13 protein-coding genes are annotated in these 12,281 nt (G+C 67.6%); 8 read left to right on the forward strand and 5 right to left on the reverse strand.

The window, feature by feature from the left end; translation table 11 throughout:
* Positions 1-21: 21 nt before the first annotated feature.
* Complete coding sequence (locus tag ACYVK5_RS22515; RefSeq protein WP_460708211.1) at positions 22-999, forward strand: hypothetical protein; 978 nt, start codon at positions 22-24, stop codon at positions 997-999.
* Here the strand turns inward: ACYVK5_RS22515 and ACYVK5_RS22520 are convergent.
* From ACYVK5_RS22520 to ACYVK5_RS22535, 4 genes are all read right to left on the reverse strand, one after another.
* The gene (locus tag ACYVK5_RS22520; protein WP_460708212.1) at positions 942-1,952 is read right to left on the reverse strand and encodes a Gfo/Idh/MocA family protein; all 1,011 of its coding nucleotides are present in this window, start codon (positions 1,950-1,952) and stop codon (positions 942-944) included. The two genes, ACYVK5_RS22515 and ACYVK5_RS22520, sit on opposite strands and share 58 nt — an antisense overlap.
* On the reverse strand, positions 1,949-3,235 hold the full coding sequence (locus ACYVK5_RS22525; protein WP_460708213.1) for a hypothetical protein: 1,287 nt from the start codon (positions 3,233-3,235) through the stop codon (positions 1,949-1,951). The genes ACYVK5_RS22520 and ACYVK5_RS22525 overlap by 4 nt, the downstream gene beginning before the upstream one ends.
* A gap of 2 nt (positions 3,236-3,237) precedes the next feature.
* Positions 3,238-4,458, reverse strand: a complete 1,221-nt coding sequence (locus ACYVK5_RS22530; RefSeq protein ID WP_460708214.1) for an NUDIX hydrolase — start codon at positions 4,456-4,458, stop codon at positions 3,238-3,240.
* 267 nt (positions 4,459-4,725) lie between these two features.
* Positions 4,726-5,961 carry a helix-turn-helix domain-containing protein gene (locus ACYVK5_RS22535; protein WP_460708215.1) on the reverse strand — a complete coding sequence of 412 codons (1,236 nt, stop codon included), beginning with the start codon at positions 5,959-5,961 and terminating at the stop codon, positions 4,726-4,728.
* A gap of 458 nt (positions 5,962-6,419) precedes the next feature.
* Between ACYVK5_RS22535 and ACYVK5_RS22540 the strand changes: the two genes are divergently transcribed.
* From ACYVK5_RS22540 to ACYVK5_RS22555, 4 genes are all read left to right on the forward strand, one after another.
* On the forward strand, positions 6,420-6,680 hold the full coding sequence (locus ACYVK5_RS22540; RefSeq protein WP_460708216.1) for a hypothetical protein: 261 nt from the start codon (positions 6,420-6,422) through the stop codon (positions 6,678-6,680).
* 107 nt (positions 6,681-6,787) lie between these two features.
* Positions 6,788-7,156, forward strand: coding sequence for a hypothetical protein (locus ACYVK5_RS22545; protein ID WP_460708217.1), 369 nt, complete (start codon positions 6,788-6,790; stop codon positions 7,154-7,156).
* Positions 7,153-8,364, forward strand: coding sequence for an HAD family hydrolase (locus tag ACYVK5_RS22550; RefSeq protein ID WP_460708218.1), 1,212 nt, complete (start codon positions 7,153-7,155; stop codon positions 8,362-8,364). Before ACYVK5_RS22545 ends, ACYVK5_RS22550 begins: the two co-directional genes overlap by 4 nt.
* Positions 8,365-8,552: 188 nt before the next feature.
* Positions 8,553-8,984: a hypothetical protein gene (locus ACYVK5_RS22555; RefSeq protein WP_460708219.1), complete on the forward strand. Its 432-nt coding sequence runs from the start codon at positions 8,553-8,555 to the stop codon at positions 8,982-8,984.
* A 41-nt stretch (positions 8,985-9,025) separates the two neighbouring features.
* On the opposite strand, the gene ACYVK5_RS22560 is transcribed toward ACYVK5_RS22555, so the two are convergent.
* Positions 9,026-9,538, reverse strand: coding sequence for a hypothetical protein (locus tag ACYVK5_RS22560; RefSeq protein ID WP_460708220.1), 513 nt, complete (start codon positions 9,536-9,538; stop codon positions 9,026-9,028).
* A gap of 258 nt (positions 9,539-9,796) precedes the next feature.
* Here ACYVK5_RS22560 and ACYVK5_RS22565 point away from each other — a divergent pair, with 258 nt between their 5' ends.
* The 3 genes from ACYVK5_RS22565 to cofE all read left to right on the forward strand — a co-directional run bounded on the left by ACYVK5_RS22565 (position 9,797) and on the right by cofE (position 12,146).
* Positions 9,797-10,114, forward strand: a complete 318-nt coding sequence (locus ACYVK5_RS22565) for a hypothetical protein (protein ID WP_460708221.1) — start codon at positions 9,797-9,799, stop codon at positions 10,112-10,114.
* Positions 10,115-10,178: 64 nt separating this feature from the next.
* Positions 10,179-11,168, forward strand: a complete 990-nt coding sequence (locus ACYVK5_RS22570) for a TIGR03557 family F420-dependent LLM class oxidoreductase (RefSeq protein ID WP_460708222.1) — start codon at positions 10,179-10,181, stop codon at positions 11,166-11,168.
* A 195-nt stretch (positions 11,169-11,363) separates the two neighbouring features.
* Entirely contained in the window at positions 11,364-12,146 is a 783-nt protein-coding gene (cofE, locus tag ACYVK5_RS22575) for a coenzyme F420-0:L-glutamate ligase (protein ID WP_460708223.1), read from the forward strand.
* The last annotated feature ends 135 nt before the right edge of the window (positions 12,147-12,281 follow it).

A 12,281-nucleotide genomic window follows, 5' to 3' on the forward strand; every position in this document is an offset into this window, starting at 1 on the left:
GCGAATGCTGGCGGAACAGGTATGAGGCTGATGTGGCGGCGTTTCAACTTGCCGTGGGAAGGATCCGACTTCGCACCAGAGCGCCCCGAGCTGGACGGCACCTCACTGATGAGTGTCCGTTGGCCTGAACTCCTCAAGGCGGCGATCACGGTCGGGCGGGAAGCGAACTACCTGCACCATCCGCGGACGTTGTCGATAGCGGACATGGTGCATCGCGTGTCGTGCATGATCGCGTACTTCGAGACCGACAATGACCGGCTCACACCGACAGTTGCGTTCAGGAATCTCGACTCAACCGAGCAGGGCAACGTGTCCTACTACTTGGGCATGGCACTGACGAGCGTTTGGGCGAAAAAGATCGTTCGGGTGCCGTGGTTGACCCACGTCAGCAAAATGCAAAAGGTGCACGACGTCACTTTCGCCAGCAAGAAGAGGCCGGATCTCCTGGGGCTTCGCCTGAACGGACCAAAACGTGGGGCGGCCGCCGGAACAGATTGGCTCGTTGCGGAAGCGAAAGGACGGAAGGACGTAAAGCAGGCACTTCTAAATAATGTTCGATCTCAGAAGTCTGCTGTCACGGCGATCGACGGGCACCCGCCGTGGCTTACCGTTGGCTGCATCAGCCACTATCGCAGCGACGGCGTACATCTCAATGTCGTCGACCCCGAACCGGATGCAGAGGGCCTGCGGTGGGAAGTCGGTGCATTGCCGTTCCTCGCCGCCTACTACGCCCCGATCGTGAACCTCTTCGAGCGGTTCCCGCGCGGAACCGATCAGGAGGGTGCCCTCCAGATCGCGGAGCTACCCGGCACGGGGGTACACGTCACGGCCCGCGACGACTTGCTGGGCAAGGCGGTGGAGATACGCGAGCTCACGCGCGGTACTCCGGTAGCTTCCTGGTCCGAGCACGTTGAATGGTTCACCGGCGAGGCTCGTCTCGGCTACCGAGAGCGGACCTCACCCGACGGCATCGACGTCGACTTCGATGCACTTGGGTAAGCGAGACCAGGGCCACGCTCTGCGTATGGAATATCACGACCTTCGTTCGTTAGCGAATCGAGGAGCCTTACTACGTCTATCGCTCGGTGATTCTCATCGATGTTCCTTCTCACGACTCGGTCGGCGAATGCTTCGACGACACGTGCAAGTGGTTCTCGCTCTTCTGCACGCCAGGCGATCCGGGAGCCACGATTGGTGACTGCGATGGTCCGTGCGATGTAGTCGACCACGATCGATCCGCTCTCACCTTCAAGCCTGAGGTCGCGCACACGTTCGGGTGAATTGCAGCTCACGTGGAACTCGCCAACCAGATCGGTGTCGTGGGTGATGGTTCCGCGGAACTCGACAGCGTTGCCTTCTCCCTGTATGAAGGATGGTTCTCCCTGGACTGTCCGGGCTTTCCCCCTTCCCAAGTTCAGGATTAGTGCGATGTCGTGTGGAGCGAGATTCCAGAGCGCGTCGATGTCCGGACGGCGCTTTCCTGGAGCCAAGCGGCGGGAAGTGATCCGTCGTATCTTTCCGACCGCTCCGGACCGTGAAAGGTTCCTTGCGATCGACGTCAGATCACTGTGGAGAAACGTGTGGTCGACCATGACGACCCGGCCGAGGCGCTCCGCTCGATCGATGACGTCGCGAGCCTCCGCCAGGCTCAGAGCGAGTGGCTTCTCGACCAGTACGTCGAGCCCCAGTTCCATGGCTGCGATGGCAAGATTGCCATGGGTCGCGGGTGGGGATGCGATGGCAACCGCGTCGATGGTGTCTCTGGCTCGACCAAGTTCGGAGATATTCTCCAGCACGGCGGTGCCAGGATATGCTCTTCGGGCTGCATCTCTGTGATTGCCATCGGGTTCAATGATCGCGGACAACGTCGTGCGGTCGCCCTGGTCGATAGTGCGAGCGAGGTTGCGCCCCCAGTATCCGAATCCGATCAGCGAGATTGATATATTTCTCACGCGGGAACCAATCGTTGGCCGATCTTTTCAAGTGTCGCACCTGTCAGAACTTCTGTTGCGCTGGCCATGGCATTGAGAACCCCGAAGCTGTTGTAGCCACCGTTTGCCTGGCAACGCGGGATGACATCGCGCGAGGCATGCATCACCAACGCGCTGAGGGCGGCAACGATCCGGTTCGGGGCGCCATTTTGAAGCTCCTCGTCAACGCGAAGTACGTGCTCACCCATCATGGTTCCGACATCGATTACTCCCGGAGGGCGGTGTCGCCTCAGATAGTTGTCGACGTGGCTGAGCTTGATGATCAGTCTCCGTGCCTCCGCGATACGGAGCGCTGCTTGGTCCGTGTCACGAGCCTCGGGAGCCCCCAAGAGTGCCCATCGCATCGCTGCGATCTCGATCGGATCGGTCACTGTCGGCCGCTGCGCGCCTGCGCGGCGGGACACCTTGCGCCCGTGCGTCAAGATCAGGCCGTGAGCGAACACGCGGTCGATCGGAGACCTCCCCGTCGTCATCGCCCACAGGGTGAGATGGAGCTTTCGGAGGATGTCGACTCCGCTGACGAGTGTGATGGGAGCGTCAATCCCTAGCTGGCTGAGCGCCAGGGGATGGCCCGCTGCGACGACACGTGCATCGAGCCTTTCGTTCGGGTCGAGAGGCGACGTCGGTCCGACTGTCAGCCCTGCCTGGGAGATGCGCAGCCACTCATAGCCGTCTCTCAGTGCAAGGAATCGGGATCGTGCACTGGTCGACGACCACTGCCACTCGTCGATGCGCTCCATGATTGCGCGCCGGTCGATGTGGAGATACCAGGCCGGCGTGTTGTCAGCCAGGATCTGTCCGCCACACTGGAAGCACGTCTCGTGCTTGGTCAGTGGCATCGTCAGGTCGCATCGGGAGCAGCGGTGCTGTGGCCGGGCGAGGAGCTGGATTCGGCCCTGTTCGGCCAGCTCCGAGACCTGGGTCCGCAGTGCGGCTGACACGCGTGGTTCGTCGTGGCGGAGTGTCGGTAGCGGCGTCGGTGCGATTTCCCATGACTCAGTGCTGGCGCGACCGCTCTGGATTGCCTGCTGGATGAATTCATCCTCCGAGAGGCCGGATGTCGCGTATAGGGCCTCAAATTTGCGGCCTGCCAGACTCCACGCCTCCGCTCGGAGCCCGTGACCGCCGGCTGCCGTGTGCGCGCGGGCCAGGGCATCGACCACGACCATCGAGCGGATCGTGCCGATGTGCAATGCCGTAGGCGCCGTGGCCGGGCTCATGAATATGCGGGTGCCGTTGCTCACTGTCACTTGCCGGCGCCCATTCGTTGGCCCGCGTAGTTCTCAAGGACGAGGCGTGCTTCGGGCGTCAGGGCCATCTGAAGTGCGTCACGTAGAGGCACGAGCGAGTACGCGGAGTGCTCTGAAATGCGTACGTCGTCTGTTTCACTGATGCGGCTGACGAACGGGAAGGCGGCCAGGCGATCGGAAAGGATCGGCCGACCGTCGCCCATCGCGCGGATCTCCCGTGAAGTTCCGGTCTCCTCCAAGACTTCTCTCGGTGCTGCGTCTTCGGGTCGCTCGCCCACCTCGAGGTATCCACCCGGGATGGTCCACAACCCGGGGTACAGGTAGTCGGAGGCAGGGCGGCGGAGCAGCAGGATCCGTTCACCGACCTCGGTAATGGTCATCGCGGAGGACTGCGGGAGGCTCAGGTCCCAGCTCGGCGTGTTGGCAGTTCCGTTCCAGCGCACCTCACCGATGCCCCGGCGAGCGTAGGTCGTAGCCGCCCGCTCCCATATGCCAGCTACGACGGCTGCAGTATGTGCTGCGCTGACACCGAGCCCAGGTTCTTCACCGGCTGCCAGGGCGCGGAGACAGGCACCCTCTTCCGGGGAGAGCTGATTGAGGTCGCGCAGTACGCCCAGAGCATCCTCCACGCTCGCTGACAGAACTCCGTGGAACAGGGAAAGCCTTCGGATGGCAGCGACCGACTGCTCCGTGAGGTCGGAAGCGACGCCGGATCCGGTCAATGCCAGGCCGCTGGTCATCGCTGTGAGCTGTCGCCCGACCGATATCGCCTCTGCTCTGGAGGCGCGGCTGCCCGGCGCCGGAAGGTTCGCAAACGGCAACTCGCCTATCACTGAGACCGCAGTCTTCGACAGCCAAAGATCCTCCAGTGCAGACCCGTCAGGCCGTGCGACGAGTGATCGGGTCGCAGTGCGGTGTGCTGCTCCTTCCCCCTGCACTACAAGAGTGCCGACGGCTCGTCCGGTCTCGCTGGACAGCGACTCGACGGCTTCCCGAATAGTGCGTCGCGCGTCCTCGCTCAGGATGGCTCCCGCGGCCACGCTCAAGATCAGCCATCCTCGGATCTTGCTTTCGGTGCCGCCGAACGCCGGCAGCCAGCCGACAGCATCGACGTAGGGAACCGAGGCGAGGAGCTCGGGCCCAAATGGCGGTTGTCTCAGATCCTGCAGCGCCGTGCTGAGCGTAGGGCCGGCCGTCGGGATGGGGGATGGTGTCACTGCGTTGCGACCTCGATCATCGAGCTCAAGCGTAGAGCGAATTTTTGGGACAGTACGGCTTATTTTTCCTACATGCGAACTCGCGAAGCGTATTTCGAATACAGCAAGGGTGCGGAGTACCGCGCTGGGCTCAGAGCGATCGCGACGTGAAGGGCCGTCCGTCGACTACGTCGAGTGGCGCTGGGGCGTCACGACGCAGCACTGGGTGCTTCAGGGTGTGGTGATCGGTGTGAACTCCCGATCGCACCAGAGGGTTGCCTCGGCGGGCTACAGCACGCCGGCATCCTCCGCGAGGCGTTGCACTTCCTGTCGTCGCCCCTTCGGGGGCTTGGCGAGCATTTCTCGTAGTGTTTCGCGGATCAGTACGTGGTACCGCAGTTCCTCGGGCGACTCCTGCTCGATCGTCAACAACGACTCCAGTGCTGCGTCCCAGTCACGGGTGAGCCGCGCTGCCTGCGTCTGTTCGACGCGGTACCGGGTCAGGCGCTCCAGCGGCACGCCGTCCAGCAAGGTCACGTCTCGTGCGGCCCGGAACGCCTCAGCAGCCTCGCCGCACTCGACGTAAAGGTGTACCGCGTGCATGGCCACGTTCGTGGTGTTGAAGTACGCCTTGGTGTGGTTCGCCCCGTCGGGTAGGGCTTGAGCAATCTTGGCAGCACCGTGGAGAAGGTTCCAGGCACGCGACTCCTGACCGACCCGTGCGGCTGCGATGAGCGCTGTCAGGTGTAGCGCTCCATATGCGGACAACGCCACCGGCGTCGGTTCGTCCTGGACGTGCGCGCGCAGACGCTCCATGGTCTGCAGGTTCATCTCGAGTGCTTGCCCGACATGCGGCGAGCCGAGCAGGGGCCCGGAGACGTTCCAGGCCGCGGTTGCGATCAGCAGCGGGTCTCCGACGTCCTCCGCGGTCAACATGGAGCGGTCGGCCGCGACGCGGGCGAGGTTCCGTTCTCCGAGGCGTCGGACGAACATCTGGATCAGGTGATAAGTGGACACGAGTTGGCGTAGGGCAGCCTTCTGCTCCAGCTCGTCCGAGACAGTGCGGGATGTGCGGATGGCGTCGGCCAGGAGCCCGGGTAGCTCCGGCCCGAGGATGGCGTACCGCCTGCGAGCCGTCTCGTACATCGTCCAAGCGCGGGCCACGCGGTCGGTCAGCTCGCTGACGGACAACGGCGCGCCAGGAGCTGTGGACGCAAGCAGAGACGGCGGCCTCGACAGGGCGAGCCTGATCCCGGCTACGGCGTCATGCTCGGGGAGCCCGTCGGGCGCGAGGCTGAACGACTTGCCTGTGAGATCACTGAGGTCCCTGAGATGCAGTGCTCGGGCGAGGTCGATCAGGACTGACAACCGGTCGACCGGGATCTCGTCACGCTCGACCTTGGACAGCCAGTTCGGGGTACGTCCCACGAGACCGGCAAGAACGGCCTGAGACCGGCCAGATCCCTGGCGGTACCAGCGGATACGTTCGCCGATCGTCGCTTCTGGAGCGATCCCGGTGCTCATGGTGTCCCTCTCTCGCGGGTGCCGAGGAATTCAGCCTGTCTGAATCGTCCTCCAGAAACAAGGATCACAGAACCCGACGCGACGAGTTGGAAAGAAATTCCAACTGGAAGGAATTTCCATCGTCCGGTGAGCGGCCTCGGTCAGTCTCGATGGGCGCCGTAACTCGGCGTCTTCGAGCATCAGCGGCACGGCCATGTGCCGGCCGCACCGAGCATCTGGGGAGACCGGTCGATGAAGAACACCACCAACCTGACCGACCGAGTGAGCGGCCGGTCCGCGTGAACGGCCCGACGTTCCCACCCCAGCGCGCGGGCACTCATGCATCCCGCCAACCGAGCCTCGCATCGTGGCTCGGCCCTGAACCTCTCCCGGTCCGGGTGGTCCCAGACGAGGCCCGGGCCGGGAGAGCCCCACACTCGAGTGCCTCGACCCCGGTGGTTGTGGCGCGGGCGATGGACGTGGCCCGCAGGATCGTGGTCGATATCGCTCCCGGGCTCCTGGTAGAGCATCTGACGACGATCGTCAGTGAGACGGGCGTGGTGCGTATCCGTCCCCGTGTGCTGGACGACGGCGTGAGGCTGGCGGGCCATCTGGGCCTGACCGGATCATTGCTCCACCTGCACGTGATCCCACCCGAGCAGGAACTGACCGGCCTGGTCGACGGCGTCGAGGTCCACGTCCATGCCACTGCCTGCTCCGTCGGCGTGGACACCCGATGAACTCGCGCGGGGAGAACCCCGCGAATCGCGGAGAGGGTCCGTGAACCGGGCCGTCAACACGTTTGAACCGTTCACGAGAAGCCAGTCACGACGAAGGGACCTGAGTAATGCAGCCGACAGCTCTGCCTGAGGCGCCATCCCTGGCGCTGACGGACCTGTGCGACGCCGTCGAGGTGATCACGCGCGCCGGAATCGACCTGGCCGGGCTGGGCGTGACGCCTACGTCGACCATCGGCACCGACGGACTCACTGTCCCTGCTGTGCGATTCATGGTGGCGGCTACGGACATCATCTCGGCGCAGGTTCTGGCCGACGATCTGGGCCTGGAGCGGCGCGCGGGGAGCTTGTGGACCTGGGCCGGATGGATCCGCCCGCGCAACGGTGTGCTGCCGATCGAGTGCATCGTGTACCTCCAGTTGACCGCGGAGTTCCGAGACGTGCTGGCAGGACCGGACCCGACGGAGGACGCATCATGAGCATCGACACGGGAGACACGCCGTTGACGGCCACGGCTCGTCTGGCGGGTTCCGATTCGTGGATGGTCGGTATGGACATCGACAACACGCTCGTCCACGAGGGTGCGATAGAGATCCCGGAGAAGGTGGTCGACGCCGTGGCCCGGGTGCGCGCGGCCGGACATCACGCCGTGCTTGCCTCGGGCCGGTCCGTGGCCGGGATCTTGCCGGTCGCGGCACGGCTCGGACTCCACCAGGAGTGGGTGATCGCATCCAACGGCGCGGTGATCGCCCGCCTGGACCCCGACGCTACGGGCGGGTTCCAGGTTGTCGAGCAGCACACGCTGGACGTGGGGCTGGTGGCGCACGCGGTGATGCCCGGCGTGCAGATCGCCGTGGAGCGAGTCGGCTGGGGTTACTGGGTCACGGAGAGGTTTCCAGCGGGCACCCTCAACGGTGACCAGGAGGTCGTCATGCTCGACACGCTGGCCGCGCGCCGGAGTCCCCGGATGATCCTGCGCGGCCCAGACGTCGCCCTCCGGCTCACCGACCGGGTGCGAGCACTCGGGGTCACGGTCAGCCAGGCCAGCCCTGGTCAGATCGACATCACACCCGCTGCGGTCACGAAAGCTACCGCAGCGCAGATCGTCGCCGACCGGCTCGGGATACTCCGGGACCATGCCGTGTTCGTGGGCGACGCCGCTAACGACATCGAAGCCCTGCTCTGGGCCGGGAGAGGCGTGGCTATGGGGCAGGCCGGACCCCGAGTGAAGGCAGCGGCCGACGAAGTCACCGGCAGCATCGCCGACCTTGGCGTCGTCGACGTCCTGAACTCCTTGCCCTCGGTCCAAGACGCGGCGGCAGCCCGGCCGGACGCAGGCAGGCCTCACGCGCCGCTCCCACAGGAAACGGTGGCGCTGGCACGCATGCTGGCGGTGGCGGTGGAGCGGTGGCACACCTCGGGCTCGTCGACGGCCGTAAGGGTCAGGTTCGCCGGGACCGGCCCTGCGCTGGCGGACTGTCAGGTCTGGGCCGAAACTCCAGGGACCGACTGGGCCCGCCGCGCGAGCATCGACCTGCCCGACGGAATCACGATGCCGGACCTCGCAAACGCCGGGTACGCGTTCCCCCGCACCGCCGGCAACGAGCCTCGATGGCGTGTGGATGCCAACGGCGCCATGACGTACACCCTGGACGTACGACGAGCAGCGCGCGAGGACGTTTCATGACCTGGCTGCTGGTGGGGTACATCGTCGTGCTCGCCGCGCTACTGGGCGTGCGGCGCACGGCACGAACACGGCGATGAGAGCGGCATGACGAGCGAGACCCGACTTGACCGCCACCGTCATGGCTCCGCGACAGCGGTGCCCCGCTTCGCCGCCCCACTTCCAGCACGACCCTGGCAGGAGGACAGCCCATGCCCAAGCTTTCTCTGATCCCCGATGGCGGTGCGGCACCCGACGTGCCGGGGCCCCCGATCGCCGTCGGCTACGCTCGCGACGACTCACAACGCCGCCACGTCCAGGGCTACGCCGCCGACCGCGGCTACGTACTCGTCCACATGGTCAATGACCAGCGCGACGGCACCACCATCAGTCAGCTCACCCAGCACGCCGCCGCTGCGCACGCCGATGCCGTGATCCTGCCCGGCGACGCGCTCCTGTCGGCCGCGCGCGCTCGGCTGGAGAAGGAACTCGCCCGCGTCGATGCGAGATGCATCGTGGTCGGCGCCCCGAGCGCTCCCGCACGGGGAGTGCTCGAGCGCCTGATGCCGCGTCGAGACTTCGGCGCGGTCTCCCGAGGGAGGCACTCGACGAAAGAGCACTCCGCCGGGCCGGACTCTTCATGACACCCAGCTCACGTCGTCGTCCACCGCCGATGCCAGGCGCTTCAGGCCCCGTCGAGCACGCTCTCGTCGCACCCGTCGGTCTCGACCGGACCCGAGATCCCCACGATCGGCGGATAGGCCGCGACCGTGAGCTCCCAGCCCGCCGGGTCCGTGGCCGTGACGTACACGTCGCCGCCGTTCTCCGGATAGATCACCTCGGACACGGGCTCGAACCCGTGCTCGTCCAGGACGGGGTCGAGCACGGCGGCGAGCTCGGTGAGTCCGCCGCTGGGCTCGTACAGGTCGCCCTCGCCCAGGCTCTCGGCCAGGAAGAGTACGCACCCGCCGTCGGCCTGCTCCCCGAGGTGCGGGAAGCGGTCCTTGGGGGCCCACTCCACCTCGGGAATGTTCTGCGCGAGCGCGCCGACGGCGTCGTCGTACGCCGCCGCGTACTCCGTCGTCGCGGAGTCGAGCACGGGCGGCGGCTCGGCGGGGCCGTCGTCGTCACCGGCGGTGCAGGAAGCGAGCGCGCCGACGGCGAGCAGCGCCGCGCCGGTCCGGCGTAGGTGGGACATGGACCGCATCGGTCTCCTTGGTCGCGTTCACCGGTCATCGGGCCGACGTCGTTTCCGGCCCTCAGGCCCGGGACGCTACCAGCGCGAACGCTACTTTGTCGTCGCTCGCCGCGGTATGCGCGGTGGGGACCTTTCCCCATGCCCCGCGCTCGCCCGGCAGGACGGGGACGCGAGCACGGCCCGTGTCGCGCCCGGCGCCACGACCCGGGTCCCGGGGAAACTCACCGCGCCGCCGAGGCGCGCCGCTAACGTCCTGGTATGGAGTTCATCCTCACCCTGATCCTGATCGTTCTCTTCGTCATCCTGGTCGTCAACGTCACCGGCAACCTCGGGCCCTCGGCGAGGAGCCTCCGCAGGCTGGAACGCCGGTTCGACCTGCTGCTCGACCACCTCGGCGCCGCGGCACCCGGCACTGCCGCCCTCCCGGCGAAGATCCTCGCCGAGATCGACGAGCTCATCGCCAGCGGCATGACGCAGGAGGCGGCTCGGAAGTACGCCATGGCGTCCGGGACGGACGGAACCGAGGCCACAGCCTGGGTCCGGCAGCGTGCCAAGCCCCGCCCCGGCCGCGCGTAGGTGATGCGGTCGGCCGCCCGAGAGCCGACGCCGGGCGGCGCCGGCTCAGGCTAGGGTCGGCGTCGTGGCGACGATCGGACTGGCGGCGATGCTCGAGGCGCTGCATCCGCGGGACGCGGTGGAACTGGCGGTGTACGCGGAGGAGCGCGGCTTCGGCGGCGTGATGGCGACCGACCGGTTCCAGCCGTGGACGGCCCGGCAGGGGCAGGCGGGATTCGTCTGGGACGTGCTCGGCGCGCTGGGGGAGCGGACCGCGGGAGACCTCGGCCCGGTCGCCGTGCCCGGGAACCGGATGCATCCCGCGGTGCTCGCGCAGGCCTCGGCGACGCTGGCGGCGATGAACCCCGGACGTCACTGGCTGGGCGTGGCGAGCGGGGACGCCGTCGACGAGCACGTCACGGGCGACTACTGGCCCGAGGCGCCGGGCCGCATCGCGCGCCTGTTCGAGGCCGTCGACCTCGTCAAGAAGCTCTTCACGGCCGCGCCCGGCCGCGACGTCCGGTTCGCCGGGCAGCACTTCCGGCTGGAGGCCACCCGGCTGTGGACCACCCCGGAGACCGTCCCGGAGATCCTGGTCGCCACCGGTGGTCCGGTCACGGCGCGCCGCGCCGGCCGCCAGGCGGACGGCCTGATCACGATGGCCGCGCCGCCCGAACGACTCCAGGTGCTGCTGGACCGGTTCGCGGCGGGAGCGCGGGAGGCCGGCAAGGATCCGGACGCGATGCCGAAGGTGGTGCAGGTCCCCGTCTCCTGGGCGCCCGACGCGGCGCGGGCGGAGGAGAACCTGCTGGCGAACCCGCCGATCGGAGCCGCCCGGCTGCCCCGCTCCGACCTGCGGTCCCCGCACGACATCGCGGCCGTGGCTCGCCTGCTCCGGCCCGAGGACTTCGCCGGCCGGGTGCTCGTCTCGCACGACCTCGCGGAGCACCGCAAGCACCTGCAACGCCTCCTCGACCTGGGCTTCGACCGCCTCTACGTGCACGACACCGGCCCGGACCCGCGCGCCTGGCTGGACGCCTACGCGGCCGAGGTGCTCCCCGACCTCACGCAGTAACGCACCCGGAACCGCCGTCGGCCACCTGTCGGGCGGCGGCTGCTGTGGTCGGCGCCATGTCTGATAGTCGGCCGGATGTCGGGTGGTCGGCTGCCCGGGGAGCCGATCATGCGACATCCGGCCGACCACCCGACATCCGGCCGACTATGCGACAGCCCAGCCCAGCCGAGCCAGACGCCGGGAGACAATGCCGCCATGCACCGCCTCACCGTGTGGGCGCCCGACGGGCTGCCCGAGATCACCCCCGGCACCGACCTCGGCACCGCGATCGGCGACCTGCTCGCCGCGCAGGATCCTCGGGACCGGCCCGCCGAGGGTGACGTCGTCGCCGTGACCTCGAAGATCGTGTCCAAGGCGGAAGGGCGGGCGATCGCCGCCACGGACCGGGAGCAGGCCATCACCGACGAGACCGTCCGCGTCGTCGCGGTGCGCGAGCGCCCCGACGGCGCGCCCCTGCGGATCGTGGAGAACCGGCTGGGACTTGTGATGGCGGCCGCGGGCGTGGACGCGTCCAACACCCCCGAGGGGACGGTCCTGCTCCTGCCGCAGGACCCGGACGCGTCCGCGCGCCGGATCCGCGCCGCACTGCGGGACCGGTTCGGGCTGGCCCGGCTCGGCGTCGTCGTCACGGATACCGCCGGCCGGCCGTGGCGCGACGCGCTCGTCGACATCGCGATCGGCGCCGCCGGCATCTCGCCCACCGACGACCTGCGCGGCGGCACCGACAGCCACGGCCGCCCGCTGAACGTCACGGTCACGGCCGTGGCCGACGAGGTCGCCTCCGCCACCGAACTCGTCCGGGGCAAGGCGACGGGACGCGCGGTAGCGGTCGTGCGCGGCCTCACCCGGTACGTGTCCGACGACGACGGCCCGGGCGCGCGGACCCTCGTGCGCCCCAGCGCCGACGACCTGTTCCGGGAGGGCTCCCAGGAGGCCTACGAACGAGGCATCAAGGACGCCCGCGCCGCCACCACCTGACGTCGGCCACCGGTCGGTCGTATGTCGGATGGTCGGTCGGCTGTCGGATGGTCGGCCGCCCGAGTGACCGACCATCCGACAGCCGACCGACCACACGACATCCGACCGACCATGAACTCGCCGCGGCGAGAGCCC

Source organism: Myceligenerans halotolerans, from assembly GCF_054782975.1.

Coding starts and splice junctions, on each gene's coding strand:
- cofE (WP_460708223.1), top strand. CDS start 11,364: ATGCACCGCCTCACCGTGTGGGCGCCCGACGGGCTGCCCGAGATCACC.
- ACYVK5_RS22545 (WP_460708217.1), top strand. CDS start 6,788: ATGCAGCCGACAGCTCTGCCTGAGGCGCCATCCCTGGCGCTGACGGAC.
- ACYVK5_RS22550 (WP_460708218.1), top strand. CDS start 7,153: ATGAGCATCGACACGGGAGACACGCCGTTGACGGCCACGGCTCGTCTG.
- ACYVK5_RS22555 (WP_460708219.1), top strand. CDS start 8,553: ATGCCCAAGCTTTCTCTGATCCCCGATGGCGGTGCGGCACCCGACGTG.
- ACYVK5_RS22560 (WP_460708220.1), bottom strand. CDS start 9,538: ATGTCCCACCTACGCCGGACCGGCGCGGCGCTGCTCGCCGTCGGCGCG.
- ACYVK5_RS22535 (WP_460708215.1), bottom strand. CDS start 5,961: ATGAGCACCGGGATCGCTCCAGAAGCGACGATCGGCGAACGTATCCGC.
- ACYVK5_RS22515 (WP_460708211.1), top strand. CDS start 22: ATGAGGCTGATGTGGCGGCGTTTCAACTTGCCGTGGGAAGGATCCGAC.
- ACYVK5_RS22565 (WP_460708221.1), top strand. CDS start 9,797: ATGGAGTTCATCCTCACCCTGATCCTGATCGTTCTCTTCGTCATCCTG.